This is a genomic window from Streptomyces sp. NPDC126497, assembly GCF_040302425.1.
Classification (GTDB): Bacteria; Actinomycetota; Actinomycetes; order Streptomycetales; family Streptomycetaceae; genus Streptomyces.
In genome coordinates this window covers 1-15924 of sequence record NZ_JBEORT010000001.1, presented here as the reverse complement: position 1 = coordinate 15924, position 15924 = coordinate 1, and the positions used below count along the sequence as shown (strand labels likewise).

Here is a 15924-nt window from a genome sequence, read left to right as displayed (position 1 = left end):
CCCCATGACACACACCACCGTCGACCCCGGCGCCGAGTTCGACCGGCAGGTCCGCAACCTCGTGGAACGGGACTGGCCGACGATGGCCCGCCTGACCCGGGAGCACTTCACCGCCCTGGTCGCGCCCCTGCGCGATCTCGTCACCGACATCGGACACGGCACATGGGCGCCGGACACCGGGCGCGTCCCCTTCCTGCTCGTGATCGCCCGGGAAGTCGCCCCGATCGAGCAGACGATGAAGCGCACCACCCTCCACGGAAAGACCGGGCCCGGCTTCGTGGACCGGTCCTTTGAGCCCGGCGCCCTCGAGCGGTTCGTCGCCGTCAAGGAGACCGGCCTCGCCGACGAGCGCGCCTACCTGCTGTTCGACGTCGAGCGCGGAGAGGAGTTCTGCGGTGCCGTACCCGGCGACGCCCTGGGCACCATCGCCGCCAGGGGCCGCACCCCGCTCACCATCGAGGAGGGGATCGCGCTGATCACCCACTTCCCCGAGATCCTGGTCAAGAACAAGTGCTTCTCCCTGGGCGGTTCACGCTCCGGCGACCGCCGCGTCCCGGCGATCTGGATCAGCCGGCACGCTCCGAAACTGGGCTGGTGCTGGGAGGGCAACCCGCACACATGGCTCGGCATGGCCTCGGCCGGCTCCCGCCGCGCCGCCACGGAGCGGTAGCTCGGCCGAGTCCTCCTCACCGACCGGAGCCACGGGCCACGAACGCCATGTGCTGGATGTTCCCGGCCCTGTTCCAGGTCGAGTGGTTGCCCGGGGCCCCGGCGTCCCGGGCCCGGTCGTACAGCCACTCCTCCCCCGCGCCGTCCCGCGGGTGCGCTGCGCGCCGCTCCTCTGCGGTGAAGCGCGCGCTCCACCCGGTGGCGCAGGCGGGACGCGCCCCGAAGGTGCGGCTCCGGTCGTCGTCGGTCCCGTGCGCCCGGAGCCGGCCCGGCGTTCAGCGCCGCCGGAGCCGCAGCACTCCGGCGAACAGGACGACGAGGAGTCCGGCGAGGGGCACCACGAGCAGGCCCGTGCGCAGGCCGGCCTCGTCGGCGACGAGTCCGACGACGGGCGGGGAGCACAGGAAGCCCAGCCGCATGAGCCAGGAGACGATCGTGAGTCCCGATCCGGGCTTGAGGCCGGGCAGTTCGTCGGCCTCGTGCATCGCCGCGGGAACCAGGGTCGCCACGCCGAATCCCGCGGCGGCGAAGCCGAGGACCGTCCCCGGCACCGTGGGGACGGCCAGCGCCAAGCCCATGCCGGCCGCGACGACGATCCCGCCGGCGCGGGCCACCCGCCGCTGGCCGAACCGGTCCACCAGCCGGTCGCCGATCAGGCGGCCGACGAACTGTGCGCCCACCAGGGCGATGAACCCGCAGGCGGCCACCGTCACCGGTGCGTCCAGGGAGTCGGCGAGGTACAGCGCGGCCCAGGAGTTGCCCGCGTCCTCGACGAGGGTGCCGGCGGTGGCGATGAGGACGAGGGCGGCCAGCACGTACGCCGTGCGCCTGGAGCCCGTGGTGGTCCGCCCCTGGTGCGGGTCGCCGTCCGCGGCGCCCTCCCCCTCCTCGGCCGGCCCGGTGTCGGGTCCGGGCAGGCAGTGGCGCAGGGCGACGCAGGCGGCGGTCCCGAACAGCACGCCCGAGACGAGCAGGTGCTGCCCCCGGGACAGGTCCAGGGCGATCGCGCCGGCCGCCATGGCCCCTCCGGCGACGGCGCCGATGGACCAGATGGCGTGGAAGGAGTTGATGATGCTGCGCCCGTAGCGGCGCTGCACCCGCAGTCCGTGGGCGTTCTGCCCGACGTCCGTGACGGCGTCCATGGCGCCGGCCAGGAACAGCGCCGCCGCGAACACGGCCACCGAACCGGCCAGGCCCGCGGTGAGGACTCCCGCGCCGGTCAGCAGGGTGCCGATCACCGCGACCCGCGCCGAGCCGAGGCGGCGGACGAGCACCCCCGCCGCCAGGCCGGCGACCATGGCGCCCGTCGGGAACGCCGCGACGGCCAGTCCGTAGGCGGCGTTCCCGATGCCGAGATCGTCCTTGATCTGCGGATACCGCGGCAGCAGGTTGGCGAACAGGGCGCCGTTGGTGAGGAACAGCACGGCCACGGCCACCCGGGCCCGCCGGTCGGCCCGGGTGGGCTGCTGCAGTACGTCGACAGTCATGCGGTGGAGCCTACAGAGCGGAGCGTACGGTCGTACACTCGCCCTCCCCGGGACCGGCCCGGCGCCGTGGACCGGCCCGGCGGTCACCGGCCGGGGAATCCGGCTCCGCGGCTGAACACAAATTCCACACAACCCCTCTTCATAACGGCTCCGATGGTCTAGATTGACCTTGCTTCAGCTGTTCGGACACGAGGCGACCATTAATGATCTTTAAGTCCGGCGCCACGGAAAGCGAATGATCGCATTCCGGTGCCGGGCGTGGGGATGATCAATTCCCGGGGCCGGGAGGGGCCGGGGTGCGGGGAGCACCCCGGATTTCCGCTCCCGCCCGGGTGGGTCGTTCAACCGGTTCCGCACCAGTGGGGCTGTCGTGCGCGGGAGGCGGGGGCCTTCCGCGGGGGAGGAACGGCGCGGCATGGCGCGGGGGGCGGGGGTCCTCCGCGGGTGGAGAAACGGTGTCAGGGGAACACGTCGAACCACTGGGGACCTGGGGGGTTCTGTGCGGCAAGGGGGATTAGTCAGCCCGTTTCCGTCGGCGCGCGGGCGTCTGGCGGACGGGGGGACGGGCCGGCCCGCGATCGACTGGGAGCAGCGGTACCGCCGTACCGTGATCACCGGCGATACCGTGACCACCGCCTTCGTGGTGGCGGCGATCGGTAATTTCTTCGGGGCCCGGGACGCGGCCAACTGGCACGAGAAGTGGGGGATTCTCGCATTCGGCACCTGGTTGTTGGTGCTGGGGGCACTCGCGGTGAGCCGGTCGTGGGCTCCGGTGGTTCTCGGCCAGGGAGCCGAGGAATTCCGCCGGCTCGGACGCTCGCTGTTCGCGGCGACCGTCGTCCTGGCGCTCGGCGGAATAGCCCTCACCTCGCGCAACATCAAACTCTGGATCTTCGTCGCGATTCCCGCGATCGCGCTCGTCACCATGACCACGCGGTATCTGCTCCGCCTCCGGCTGCACAAGCAGCGGCAGGACGGCTGGTGCCTGAGACCGGTGCTCGCCGCCGGGAGCCCGGACACGGTGCGCGACCTGATCGCCCGGACCCGCAAGTTCCCGCACCTCGGCTGGCGGGTGGACGCGGTGTGCACGACGGGCGGTGCCGGGGTCGACGGCGACCGGCTGGACGGAGTGCCGGTCGTCGGCCGGCTGGCGGACGTCGCGGGCCACGTCCGCCGCGACGGCTACCGCGTCGTCGCGGTCACCCCGGACCCGCACTGGTCACCGGACCGGCTGCAGCGGCTGGCCTGGAACCTCGAGGGCAGTGACGCCGAGATGGTCGTGGCCCCCGTGCTGATGGAGGTGGCCGGACCGCGGCTGCACATCGACGCGGTGCTCGGGATCCCGCTGCTGCGGGTCAGCATGCCGGCCTTCACCGGGGGCCGCCGGGTGGTCAAGGGAATCGTCGACCGGCTGGGCGCGGCGGTCCTGCTGGTGCTGTTCGCGCCGCTGATGGCGGGCGTCGCGCTGCTCGTGACGACGACCAGCCGGGGCGGGGCGTTCTACCGCCAGCGCAGGGTCGGCAAGGACGGCCGCGAGTTCACCATCCTCAAGTTCCGCACCATGGTCGCCGGGGCCGACCGGATCCGTGCCGAGCTGGCCGACCGCAACGAGGGCGCCGGCCTGCTGTTCAAGCTCCGCCGGGATCCGCGGGTGACCCGGGTGGGAGCGGTGCTGCGCCGGTACTCGATCGACGAGCTCCCGCAGCTGTTCAACGTGCTCACCGGATCGATGTCGCTCGTCGGCCCGCGGCCCCCGTTGCCGGAGGAGTGCGCCGCGTACGGCCCCGACATCCGGCGGCGGCTGCTGGTCAAGCCCGGACTCACCGGCCTGTGGCAGATCAGCGGGCGCAGCGACCTGCCGTGGGAGGAGGCGGTCCGCCTCGACCTGCGGTACGTGGAGGACTGGTCGCTCGCCCTGGACACGGTGATCCTGTGGAAGACGCTGCGTGCGGTGATCCACGGGCAGGGGGCCTACTGATGCGCGGCGGCCGTGGACCGGCCGGCGCGCGGACCGCAGGCCGCGAGGGCCTGCCTGGGGGGAGGAACGGGTCATGAGAGTCAGCGTTTTCGGGCTCGGCTACGTGGGCTGCGTGTCGGCCGCGTGCCTGGCCAGCATGGGCCACGAGGTCATCGGGGTGGACGTCAGCCGGGTGAAGGTCGACCTGGTCAACGACGGCAGGGCCCCGGTGGTCGAGGAACGGATCGGCGAGCTCGTCGCCGAGGTCGTGCGGACCGGGGCGTTACGCGCCACCGACGACGTCCGCGAGGCGGTCGCGAACAGCGAGGTCTCGCTGGTCTGCGTGGGCACGCCGTCGGAGCCCAACGGCAGCCTGTGCACCACCTACCTGGAGCGGGTCACCGAGCAGATCGGCACCGCGCTGGCGGACCGTCGTGGGCGCGGCGGGCGGCACACCGTGGTGTTCCGCAGCACCATGCTCCCGGGCACCTGCCTGAACCTGCTGGTGCCGATCCTGGAGAAGTGCGTCGGCGGCACGGCCGGGGTGGACGTCGGGGTCGCGGTCAACCCGGAGTTCCTGCGCGAGAGCACGAGCGTGCGGGACTTCTTCGACCCGCCCAAGACCGTCATCGGCGAGCTCGACCCGGCGAGCGGCGACGTGGTGGCGGCGCTCTACGACGGTCTGCCCGGCGAGGTGTTCCGGGTGCCGGTCCCGACGGCGGAGGCGATCAAGTACGCGGACAACGCGTTCCACGGCCTCAAGATCGGCTTCGCGAACGAGCTGGGCGCCATATGCCAGGCGCTCGGGGTGGACTCGCACCAGGTGATGGACGTGTTCCTGGCCGACCGCAAGCTGAACATCAGCCCCGCCTACCTGCGGCCCGGCTTCGCCTTCGGCGGCTCCTGCCTGCCCAAGGACCTGCGCAGTCTGGTCCACGCGGCGCACCGGGCCGACGTCTCGGTGCCCATCCTCTCCCACGTGCTGCCCTCCAACTCCGACCACCTGCAGCGCGCGGTGGAACTGGTCGAGCGCACCGGCAAGCGCCGGGTGGGGCTGTTCGGGCTGTCCTTCAAACCCGGCACCGACGACCTGCGCGAGAGCCCGCTGGTCGAGCTGGCGGAGCGGCTCTTCGGCAAGGGGTACGACCTGCGGATCCACGACGCCAACGTGAACCTGTCCCGGCTGCTCGGCGCGAACCGCGAGTACATCGAGACCCGGCTGCCGCACCTCGCGCACCTGCTCGCGGACTCCGTCGACGAGGTGCTCGAACACGCCGAGGTGTGCCTGGTCGGGACCCGGGACCCGGCCGTGCTGGCGGCGCTGCCCCACGGCGACGGCCCGGTGATCGTCGATCTCGTCCGCCTCCCCGACGCCGAGGCGCGCCGGGCCGAACCGGGGTACGTGGGTCTTGCCTGGTGACACGTCGTTCAGGGACACGGCCGGCGGCCGGCCGGGCCGGCGCGCGCTGGTCCTGGTGGAGAACCTGTCGGTGCCGTTCGACCGGCGGGTGTGGCAGGAGTGCACCACGCTGCGCGACGCGGGCTGGGAGGTGCACGTCGTCTGCCCCCGCGGGACCAGGCGGGACACGGAGCCGGAGGCGGTGATCGACGGGGTGCGGATCCACCGCTACCCGTTGCGCGCGGCCACCGGAGGGCCGGCCGGCTACCTGCGGGAGTACGGATCGGCGCTGTGGCACACGGTCCGGCTGGCCCGGAAGGTCGGCCCGGTCGACGTGGTCCACGCCTGCAACCCGCCCGACCTGCTGTTCCTGCCGGCCCTGTGGATGAAGCGGCGCGGTGCCCGGTTCGTCTTCGACCAGCACGACCTGGTGCCCGAGCTGTACCTCTCCCGGTTCGGCCGCGGGAAGGACCTGCTCTACCGCGCCGTGTGCGCGCTGGAACGGATGACCTACCGGGCCGCGGACGTCGTGCTCGCCACGAACGAGAGCTACCGGGAGGTCGCGGTGCGCCGCGGCGGCCGGCGGCCGGAGGACGTCTTCGTGGTGCGCAGCGCGCCCGACACCGACCGGTTCCACCCCGTGCCGCCCGAGCCGGAGCTGAAGCGCGGCAAGCCCCACCTGCTGTGCTACCTCGGCGTCATGGGACCGCAGGACGGCGTCGACTACGCCCTGCGGGCGCTGGCGAAGCTGCGCGACGAGTTCGGGCGGACCGACTGGCACGCGGTGTTCGTCGGCGCCGGCGACACCTTCGACGCGATGGTGGAGCTGGCGGAGCGGCTCGGGCTCTCGGAGCAGGTGCAGTTCACCGGGCGCGTCCCCGACGCCGACCTGGTGCGCTACCTCTCCACCGCGGACGTGTGCCTCTCCCCCGACCCGCGCAACCCGCTCAACGACGTGTCGACCATGAACAAGGTCCTGGAGTACATGGTGATGGGCCGGCCCGTCGTCTCGTTCGACCTGAAGGAGGCACGGGTCTCCGCCGGTGACGCCGCCCTCTACGCGCCCGCGAACGACGAGTCCGCGTTCGCGGGGCTCGTCGCGCTGCTGCTGGACGATCCGGAGCGGCGGGCCCGGATGGGCAGGACCGGCCAGGAGCGGATCGGCGGGCCGCTCTCCTGGCGGAACTCGCAGGAGTCGCTGCTCGCCGCCTACGCCGCCGCCTGCCGTGACCGCGTCCCGTACCGGGCAGGGAAGAGGCCGCGTCGTTGAGCGAGGACACGATACGCCTGGCCACGATCGGGCGGATGATCCGCCGGCGCCTGCGGCTGCTCACCGTCCTGGCCGTGGTCGGCGCGCTCGTCGGCTACGGCCTCTCCCTGCTGTTCCCGCCGCGCTACACGACGTCGGCGTCGGTCCTGCTGCCGGGGGCGTGGGAGGAGCGCGAACTGCTGACCCAGACGGAGATCGCGACCAGTTCGGTGGTGGTCGACCGGGCGGCCGCCGCGCTCGGCTGGAAGGGGGTCGACGGCGGTGAGCTGCGGGACCGGGTGACCGCCCGGGCCGCCGACGGGAACATCATCGAGATCTCGGGCACGGCCGACACCCCGGAGCGCGCGCAGCAACTCTCCGACCAGGTGGTCGAGGAGTTCGTCGCCTTCGTCGCGCGGATCACCGGCGACGGCAGCGACTCCGAGGCGACGCGGCCCGAGGAACTGCGGCAGATGGTGGTGCGGACCAGCCGCCGCATCACCGAACTGGCCGACGCCGCCGATCCCGGGCGGTCCGTGGAGAGCGTGCAGACCCGCACCGAGCTCGCGAAGCTGCGCACCGCGCTGCAGGAGGCCGTCACCGAGCTGGAGCGGGCCGACCCGGCCGCCGGCAAGGCCCGCATGGTCGTCATGGGACCGGCCGCCCGGCCGGCCGGCGAGGCGCCGCCGACGCGGGCGCAGCTCGTCGCCGGCGGGGCGCTGCTGTTCTTCCTGCTCGCGGTCGTCGGCCAGCTCGCCGCCGCGCGGATGAGCCGCCGGCTGCGCACCGAACCGGAGATCACCGCGGCGCTGGGCTCGCCGCTGCTGGGCGCCGTCGACGTACCCGACGACGAGGCCGCGCACCGGCCGGAGGAGCGTGATCGGCGGGCCCGGATCCGCCGGCTCCTCGGCGTCGACGTCCGGTGGGACGTGCCCGCCCCGCGGACGTCCGGCGACGAGGCCGGCCGGCGGATCCGCTACCGGCGGGTGTGCGCCCGCCTCCGGGGCCGGTCGGCGGTCCCCCGGCGGCTGCTGGTCGTCGTCCCGGACGGCGACGGGACCGCCCGCCGGGCCGCCGGACGGCTCGTCGCCGAGGCCGGGGGCGATCCGCTGCTGCGGGTGGTGGAGGTGGCGGTGGCCCGGCCGACGGTGCCGGACCGCGACCACGAGTCCGGCGCCCTGGTCGTGGTCAGCGCGGGCGGCTGGACCGCGGGAGAGCTGGCCGGCGTCGCCGAGGCGTGCGCGGACGCCGGACACGAACTCGTCGGCGTGGTCCTCGCCGGACGGGTCCGCACCCGTCCGAAGCGGTCCGCCGGCCGCCCCCTGGACGCGGCCGCGCCCAGGGTCGCGGTGAGCCACGACGCGACGGGAGGGACGGGGTGACGACGCGTACCACGCCGGAGCCGCCGGCCGCCGCTCCGCTGCTGGACCTGCAGGTGCTGGTGGTGGCGGTGCGCAGACGGCGCCGCCTCTGGTGCTCCGCGGCGCTGCTGGGGCTGCTCGTCGGCGCGGCGGTGGCGGTCCTGATGCCGCCGCCGCCGACCGCGGTGACCAAGGTGCTGGTCGCGCACCAGCAGGACCAGCCGAACGACCCCGGGACGCTGATCCGCACCGACGCCGCGCTGCTGCACACCACGCGGATCGCCGACAAGGCGCTGAAGGCCCTCGGGTCCACGGAGAGGCCGGAGGACTTCATGGGGGACTACGAGGGGACCGGTCTGACCAACAACCTGCTGCAGATCACCGCGACGGGTGACAGCGACGCGGAGGCGGTGGCCCGCGCCGAGGCGCTGGCCGACGCGTTCGTCGCGGACCACGTGCGGCGGATACGGGAGGCCGCGGACGCCGAGTCCACGACCCTGCTCGAACAACGCGACCGCATGCGGGACGAACTCGCCGAGGTCAACAAGGCGATCGAGGAGGGCGCCCCGAGCAGCGACCCGAAGGCGGCGGCGGACCTGGAGTCGCTCTTCGCCCGCCGGGCCGAACTCACCTCGCGGATCACCGACTTCGGCGAGCGCGCCGCGGAGGCGCGCATCGGCACGCCCCAGCTCGTCGCCGGCACGCAGATCGTGGACGCCCCGCGCCTGGTGCGGCACTCCCTGCCCCGGACCGCCGTCACCGACGCCGCGATCGGACTCGTCCTCGGGCTCGCCCTCGGGCTCGCGGTGGCCGCGGTCGGCGCGGTGGTGGCGGACCGCCCCGTGCTGCGCCGGGACATCGCGGCCCACCTCGGCGCCTCGGTCGTCGCGGAGCTGCCCCGCCGGCCGGCCCGGCTCTGGCGGCGCCGGCGGGTCGAAGCGGCCCGCGCCCGGCTCACCGCGTCCCTGGCGCGCACCGTGCGCGGCTCCGCGGAACCGCTGTCGCTGCTGGAACTGGGCTGTGCGCGCAGCGCGAGCACGATCGCCCTGGACCTCGCCGGGGAACTGGCGGCCCAGGGGCCCGTGGTCGTCGTCGACGGTCTGCCCGGCCCGCAGCTCGCCGGGCGCCGCCCGGAGCCGGGGGGCCCCACCGTGGTCGGCGCCGGGGAGCGGGCCGCGGACGGACCGCCCCAGGAGCGCCGGATCGGCGTCGGTTCGGTCGCGCCCGGCACGGCGTGGGCCGACCTCCCGCACCTCGGCACGCGGACCGTGCTCGTCGTGCGCGCCGGGCACGGCAGCACGGCGTGGCTGCACACCGTGGCGCGGCAGCTCGCGGAGCAGCGCGTCGCGGTGACCGGTGTGGTGCTGATCGACCCCGATCCGCGCGACCGGACCGACGGCACGCTGTGGGACGGGGCGCCCACCGCGCCGCGCGGCCACGGCGAGCGGCCGGCCCGGCGCAACGGCGGGGGTGTCTCCCACGCCGTCCAGGCAGTGGGGGAGGACCGGCCGCGGACGGAGCGGCCGCCGATGTGGGCGGCCCGGGTCCCGGACAGTGACCAGGAGGCGCGGTAGGACATGTGTGGCATCGCAGGCACGTACCGGTGGGCGGACGGGAAGGCCGTGACCGACCGGCTCACCGAGGTCCTCGCCCACCGCGGTCCGGACGGGGCGGGCCGGTACGGCCACCCCGTCGGTGACGGCGAGGTGCAGCTCGGGCACCGCCGGCTGGCCATCATCGACCCGTCCGGGACGGGCGCCCAGCCGATGGTCTCCGGGGGCCTCGCCCTGACCTACAACGGCGAGCTGTACAACGCGCCCGAGCTGCGCGCCGAGCTGGCGGCCGCCGGGGTGCGCTTTTGCGGCACCTCCGACACCGAGGTGCTCCTCGAGGCCTGGCGGCGCTGGGGCACGGACTGCCTGCCCCGGCTGCGCGGCATGTTCGCCTTCGGGGTCTTCGACGAGCGGACCGGTGAACTGGTGCTGGTCCGCGACCAGTTGGGCATCAAGCCGCTGTTCCTGCTGCGGCGCGGCGAGGGCCTGGTGTTCGCCTCCGAGCTCAAGGCGCTCGCCGCGGTGACCGGCGGATCGCTGGAGGTGGACCACGCGGCGCTGGTGGCCTCGCTGCTCTACTACTGGGTGCCGGACTCGCGGTGCGCGCTGCGCGGGGCGGAGAAGCTGCCGCCGGGGAGCTGGCTGCGGTGCCGGCCCGACGGCCGGGTGGAGCGCGGCCGGTTCTGGAACCTGAGGGAGGTCGCCGCCGAGGGGCGGGAGCGGGCCCTGAGCGGCGAGCGGCCGGACCTCGCCGCCGTGATCGAGGAGTCCACCCGGCGCCACCTGCTCTCCGACGTCCCCGTGGCGACCTTCCTCTCCGGCGGCCTGGACTCCAGCTACCTGACCGCGCTGGCGGCCCGCGACCGGCCCGGGATCCCCGCCTACACGATCGGGTTCCGCGCCGAGGACGCGAAGTTCGAGGCGATGCCGGACGACCTGCGCTACGCCCGGCAGGTGGCCGGGCGGTTCGGCGTCGACCTGCGGGAGATCGAGATCGCCCCGGACGTCCTCGACCTGCTGCCGCGGATGACGTACCACCTGGACGAGCCGATCGGCGACCCCGCCGCGATCAACACCTTCCTGATCTGCTCGGCGGCCCGGGAGGCCGGGGTCAAGGTGATGCTCTCGGGGATGGGCGCCGACGAGCTGTTCGCCGGGTACCGCAAGCACCTGGCCAACCTGCTCGCGCTGCGCTACCAGCGCGTCCCGCGGCCGCTGCGGCGCGGGGTGTCCGCGGCGGTGGACCGGCTGCCGGTCGCCACGAGCCGCCGGGGGTACCGGTCGGTGCGCTTCGCCAAGCGGTTCCTCTCCTTCGCCGACCTGCCGGAGGAGACCGCGTTCCGGCGCAGCTACACCATGTACGACCGGGACGAGCTGCTCGCGCTGATCGACCCGGACCTGGCCCCGGCGGTCGACGACGTGCTGACCGAGCACGCGGACACCTACCGGGACAACGACCTCGACGACTTCGTCAACCGCATGTGCCTGGGCGACGCCCGGATGTTCCTGCCGGGCCTGAACCTCGCCTACACGGACCGCTCCAGCATGGCCGCGTCGACCGAGGTGCGGGTGCCGTACGTGGACGTCGAGGTGGTGAGGGCGGCGTTCGCCGTGCCCGGCGACCGCAAGATCGTCGGACGGCAGGGCAAGGCCGTCCTCAAGGAGGCGGCCGTCTCGGTCCTGCCGCGGGAGATCGTGTACCGGCCCAAGGGCCTGTTCAGCGCCCCGCTGCGGGCCTGGATGAGCCGGGACCTGGCGCCGCTGGTGCGCGAGGTGGTCAACGACGGCGAGCTCGTCCGTTCCGGGTTCCTGCGCCGCGACGCGCTGCGGCGGCTCGCCGCCGAGGACGCCGCCGGGCAGCGGGACTTCTCCAAGCATCTGTGGCACGTGCTGACCCTCGAGTACTGGTACCGCGGCGTGACCTCCGGGTCCGGCCGGAACCTTCCGACGGCGTAGAGAACAAGAGGACTTCGGTGAAACAGGTCGTACAGAACTACAAGAGCGGCGAGCTGGCCCTGCTCGACGTGCCGGTGCCGGGGTGCAAGCCGGGCGGTGTGCTGGTCCGCAGCGCCTACTCGCTGATCTCCACCGGGACCGAGCTGATGAAGGTGTCCGAGGCCGGCATGTCGCTGGTGGGCAAGGCCCGCTCCCGCCCCGACCAGGTGGCCAAGGTCGTGCAGAGCGTGGCCGTCAACGGGGTGCCCGCCACCTACCGCAAGGTGATGGGCAAGCTGGACTCCTACACGCCGCTGGGCTACTCGCTGTGCGGGGTGGTCGAGCAGGTCGGCGCCGGGATCGACGACGTGAAGGCCGGCGACCTCGTGGCCTGCGCCGGCAACGAGCACGCGCTGCACGCCGAGCTGAACTGGGTGCCGAAGAACCTCTACGTCCCGGTGCCGGACGGCCTGGCGCCGCGGCACGCGGCCTTCGGCACCGTCGGGTCGATCGCGCTGCAGGGCGTCCGCCAGGGCGAGCCGCAGCTCGGCGAGGTGGCGCTGGTCGTCGGTCTCGGGCTGATCGGGCAGCTGGTGGTGCAGCTCCTCACCGCCTCGGGGGTCCGCGTGGTCGGGGCCGACCCCGACCCGGTGCGCTGCGGGCTCGCCGAGCGGCTGGGCGCGGCGGCCTGCGGCGATCCCGGCTCCGCGGCCGTGGAGGGCGCCGTCGCCGAACTCACCGGCGGACACGGCGTGGACCAGGTGTACCTGGCGGCGGGCGGCGGCAGCAACCAGCCCGTCGAACTGGCCGCCCGCCTCAGCCGGGACCGGGGCCGGGTCGTCGACATCGGCAAGTGCCGTCTGGACCTGCCGTGGAACGCGTACTACGAGAAGGAGCTCGACGTCCGGTTCTCCCGCAGCTACGGCCCCGGGCGCTACGACCCGGAGTACGAGCTTCAGGGGCGGGACTACCCGATCGGCTACGTGCGCTGGACCGAGCGCCGCAACCTGGCGTGCTTCCTCGACCTCGTCGCCCGCGGCCGGGTCGACGTGGAGCCCCTGGTCTCCCACGTCGCCGACTTCGAGGACGCCGTCGAGACGTACCGGAGCCTGAAGGACGGCGGACTGAAGGCCGTGGCCGTGCTGTTCCGGTACCCCGGGCAGGAGGTCGAAGCGGAGGCGCCGGTGGTGTCCGTGCCCGCCGTGGACGTGAGGCGGAGCCCGGTGCGGGCCGCCGGGACGCCGGTGCGCCTGGCGTTCGTCGGCGCGGGCGCCTACGCGTCGTCGATGCTGCTGCCGCACCTGGCGCGGCGCGAGGGCGTCGAGCTGTCGACGGTCGTCACCACGACGGCGCTGTCCGGTGCCAACGCGCAGCACAAGTTCGGCTTCGGCAGGGCGACCACCGACCTCGACGCGGTGCTCGGCGACGCGTCCGTCGACGCGGTGTTCGTGGTCACCCGGCACAGCTCGCACGCCGAGCTGACCCGGAAGGCGCTGCTGGCCGGCAAGGCGGTGTTCGTGGAGAAGCCGCTGGCGCTCACGGAGGACGAGCTGGCCGGGGTGCTCGCGGCGGTGGAGGAGTCCGGCAACGACCGGCTCCAGGTGGGCTTCAACCGCCGGTTCGCGCCGCTGCTGCAGGAGGCCAGGAAGCGGTTCGGTGCCCGGACCGGTCCGGCGAGCCTGCGCTACCTGGTCAACGCGGGCCGCCTCGACCACGGGAGCTGGTACCTCCGGCAGGACACCGAGGGCTCGCGGTTCGCCGGTGAGGGCGGGCACTTCATCGACACGGCGAGCTGGCTGCTGGAGGCCGACCCGGTCTCGGTGTACGCGGTCGCCCCGTCCGGCGACGAGGACCTCCAGGTCGTCCTGTGCTACCCGGACGGATCCACCGCCACGATCAGCTACGTCACCACCGGGTCGGCCGGGTTCCCCAAGGAGACGCTGGACCTCATCGCGGACGGCAAGGTGCTGCGGCTCGACGACTTCGTCCGCGCCTCGGTGTTCACGGACGGAGGGGCCGGCCGCAGGCGGTGGGTCAGTTCGCGGCTGCCCAGGGCCCGGGACAAGGGGCAGAACGCCGAGCTGGCCGCGTTCGTCAGGGCCGTGCGGACCGGCGGGCCGATGCCGGTGCCGCTGGAGTCGCTGGTCGCCACCACGGCGGCCACCCTCGCCGTGCGGACGGGCCTGGCCGCCGGCGCGCCGGTGACGCTCGCGGGGGCGCGATGAGCATGGGCCCGGGCTGGTACCTGCGGCGGCTGTCCCGGATGGGACCGCGGGAGGTCGGCGGCCGGGCGGTCGACGCGGTGCGCAGACGGCGGTGGCGCTCGGTGCCGCCGCCGGACGGCCCGGACGTGACCGGCGCCCGGTTCACCGCCGTACTGCCCGCGGGTGCGATCGCCGCGGTGCCGCCGGACGCCGCGAAGCGCCTCGTCGCCGACGCGGACCGGCTGATGGCCGGACGCGCCGGGTTCTTCGGGGTGGAGCGCCACGACCTGGTCGACCCGGACTGGTGGTACGACCCGAGGACCGGGCGCCGGGCCCCGGCGGGTCACGCCTTCGACGTGCCGTACCGGGACGAGGGGGCGGTCGGGGACATCAAGCAGATCTGGGAGCCGTCCCGGCACCAGTACCTCACCCGGCTCGCCGCCGCCTACGCGCTCACCGGCGACGAGCGGTACGCCGAGCGGGTGGGCGGGCACCTGCGCTCGTGGTGGGCGGCCAACCCGCCGCTGCTCGGGGTGCACTGGGTCAGCGGCATCGAGCTGGGGATCCGGCTGCTGTCCTGGGTGTGGATCCGCCGGCTGCTCGACGGCTGGCCGGGCGCGGCCGCCCTGTTCGAGGAGAACCCGGTGGCTCTGAACCAGATCTGGCACCACCAGCGCTGGCTGGCCGCCTTCCCCAGCCGGGGCTCCTCGGCGAACAACCACGTGATCGCCGAGGCCGCCGGGCAGTCCGCCGCGGCCTGCGCGTTCGACTGGTTCCCCGCCTCGGCGCGCTGGCGGGCCGAGGCGCTGCGCTCGCTGGAGCGGCAGCTGCGCGGCAACACCTTCGGCTCCGGCCTCAACCGCGAACTGGCCACCGAGTACCACGGGCTGGTGCTGGAGCTCGGCCTGGCGGCGGTGGCCGAGGCGGACGCCGCCGGCGTGCCGGTGCCCGCGACCGTCCGGCTGGTGCTGCTGCGGATGACCGACGCGCTCGCGGCCGTCGTGGACGACCGGCTGCGGCCGCCGCGCCAGGGGGACGCGGACGACGGGCACGGTCTGGTCCTGGACGGCGCGGGCACCGACCGCTGGGGCTCGCTGCTGGCCACCGGGGAGGCCGTGTTCGGCCGGCTCGACTGGTGGCCGACGGTGACCGGCACCGATGTGCGTACCCCGCTGCTGGCCGCGCTCGTCCGGCCCGGCGCGCCGGCCGTCCCCCGCCCGGCGCGCCGGCCGGCCCACTTCGCCGACGCGGGGCTCACCGTCCTGCGCGGTCCCGGCGGGATCTGGTGCCGCTGCGACGGCGGTCCGCACGGCTTCCTGTCCATCGCCGCGCACGCCCACGCGGACGCGCTGTCCGTGGAGGTCCGGCACGACGGGGTCGACGTGCTCGCCGACCCGGGGACGTACTGCTACCACGGGCAGCCCGAGTGGCGGCGGTACTTCCGGTCCACCCTCGGCCACAACACCCTGGAGCTGGACGGCGCCGACCAGTCCGTCTCCGGCGGCCCGTTCCTGTGGACCCGGCACGCCCGCAGCCGCGTCCTGGCCGTGGACACCTCCGGCGAGGTGGCCCGCTGGTGCGCCGAGCACGACGGCTACCGGGGTTCCGTGCACCGCCGCCGGGTGGAGCTGACGGCCGCACGCCGGGAGCTGCGGGTGGTCGACGAGGTGCGCGGGCCGCGCCGGAAGGTCCGGCTGGCGTTCCACCTCGGCCCGGCGGTCACCGCGGACCTGACGGGGCACCGGGCCCGGCTCACCTGGACCCGGGACGGCGAGGACCGCTCGGCGGTGCTCGAGCTGCCCGGGCAGCTGTCCTGGCGGGCGCACCGCGGCGAGAGCGACCCGCCGCTGGGCTGGTACTCCGCCGGCTTCGGCCGCAGGGAACCCGCCACCACGCTGATCGGCACCGGCTTCACCGACGGCGCGCGGGGGTTCGTCACCGTGCTCGGGTTCCAGGACTAGGGGGGAGGACACGTGGGGAGCAGGTGGCGGCGCCGGGCGCTGCCGGCGGCACCGCTGGCGCTGGTCCTGCTGGCGGCGACCGGCTGCGAGGACGCGGCGGACGCGCGGCCGGAGCCGACCGCCGCGCCGGCCGCGCCCGTGGCCCGGGT

At 74.5% G+C, this 15924-nt stretch carries 10 protein-coding genes; 9 read left to right on the top strand and 1 reads right to left on the bottom strand.

Annotation, left to right across the window (positions count from 1 at the left end; genetic code table 11):
- Positions 1 to 4 precede the first annotated feature (4 nt).
- Positions 5 to 670 carry a DUF5701 family protein gene (locus ABTY20_RS00050; protein WP_351994715.1) on the top strand — a complete coding sequence of 222 codons (666 nt, stop codon included), beginning with the start codon at positions 5 to 7 and terminating at the stop codon, positions 668 to 670.
- Between the two features lie 274 nt (positions 671 to 944).
- Here the strand turns inward: ABTY20_RS00050 and ABTY20_RS00045 are convergent, their stop codons facing one another.
- On the bottom strand, positions 945 to 2156 hold the full coding sequence (locus ABTY20_RS00045) for an MFS transporter (RefSeq protein WP_351994714.1): 1212 nt from the start codon (positions 2154 to 2156) through the stop codon (positions 945 to 947).
- Positions 2157 to 2655: 499 nt separating this feature from the next.
- On the opposite strand from ABTY20_RS00045, the gene ABTY20_RS00040 reads away from it, so the two are divergent.
- From ABTY20_RS00040 to ABTY20_RS00005, 8 genes are all read left to right on the top strand, one after another.
- The gene (locus ABTY20_RS00040; RefSeq protein ID WP_351994713.1) at positions 2656 to 4134 is read left to right on the top strand and encodes a sugar transferase; all 1479 of its coding nucleotides are present in this window, start codon (positions 2656 to 2658) and stop codon (positions 4132 to 4134) included.
- Between the two features lie 73 nt (positions 4135 to 4207).
- Positions 4208 to 5533: a nucleotide sugar dehydrogenase gene (locus ABTY20_RS00035; protein ID WP_351994712.1), complete on the top strand. Its 1326-nt coding sequence runs from the start codon at positions 4208 to 4210 to the stop codon at positions 5531 to 5533.
- Positions 5523 to 6782, top strand: coding sequence for a glycosyltransferase family 4 protein (locus ABTY20_RS00030; RefSeq protein ID WP_351994711.1), 1260 nt, complete (start codon positions 5523 to 5525; stop codon positions 6780 to 6782). The genes ABTY20_RS00035 and ABTY20_RS00030 overlap by 11 nt, the downstream gene beginning before the upstream one ends.
- Positions 6779 to 8143, top strand: coding sequence for a YveK family protein (locus ABTY20_RS00025; protein ID WP_351994710.1), 1365 nt, complete (start codon positions 6779 to 6781; stop codon positions 8141 to 8143). Before ABTY20_RS00030 ends, ABTY20_RS00025 begins: the two co-directional genes overlap by 4 nt.
- Positions 8140 to 9696, top strand: a complete 1557-nt coding sequence (locus ABTY20_RS00020) for a Wzz/FepE/Etk N-terminal domain-containing protein (RefSeq protein ID WP_351994709.1) — start codon at positions 8140 to 8142, stop codon at positions 9694 to 9696. Before ABTY20_RS00025 ends, ABTY20_RS00020 begins: the two co-directional genes overlap by 4 nt.
- Before the next feature lie 3 nt (positions 9697 to 9699).
- Positions 9700 to 11631 carry an asparagine synthase (glutamine-hydrolyzing) gene (gene asnB, locus ABTY20_RS00015; protein ID WP_351994708.1) on the top strand — a complete coding sequence of 644 codons (1932 nt, stop codon included), beginning with the start codon at positions 9700 to 9702 and terminating at the stop codon, positions 11629 to 11631.
- Positions 11632 to 11648: 17 nt separating this feature from the next.
- Positions 11649 to 13835, top strand: coding sequence for a bi-domain-containing oxidoreductase (locus ABTY20_RS00010; RefSeq protein WP_351994707.1), 2187 nt, complete (start codon positions 11649 to 11651; stop codon positions 13833 to 13835).
- Positions 13832 to 15775 carry a heparinase II/III domain-containing protein gene (locus ABTY20_RS00005; protein WP_351994706.1) on the top strand — a complete coding sequence of 648 codons (1944 nt, stop codon included), beginning with the start codon at positions 13832 to 13834 and terminating at the stop codon, positions 15773 to 15775. Before ABTY20_RS00010 ends, ABTY20_RS00005 begins: the two co-directional genes overlap by 4 nt.
- Positions 15776 to 15924: the final 149 nt, after the last annotated feature.

What these genes read in the sequence shown, in the direction of transcription:
- ABTY20_RS00050 (WP_351994715.1), top strand. Translation starts at nt 5, where the DNA reads ATGACACACACCACCGTCGACCCCGGCGCCGAGTTCGACCGGCAGGTC.
- ABTY20_RS00045 (WP_351994714.1), bottom strand. Translation starts at nt 2,156, where the DNA reads ATGACTGTCGACGTACTGCAGCAGCCCACCCGGGCCGACCGGCGGGCC.
- ABTY20_RS00035 (WP_351994712.1), top strand. Translation starts at nt 4,208, where the DNA reads ATGAGAGTCAGCGTTTTCGGGCTCGGCTACGTGGGCTGCGTGTCGGCC.
- asnB (WP_351994708.1), top strand. Translation starts at nt 9,700, where the DNA reads ATGTGTGGCATCGCAGGCACGTACCGGTGGGCGGACGGGAAGGCCGTG.
- ABTY20_RS00005 (WP_351994706.1), top strand. Translation starts at nt 13,832, where the DNA reads ATGAGCATGGGCCCGGGCTGGTACCTGCGGCGGCTGTCCCGGATGGGA.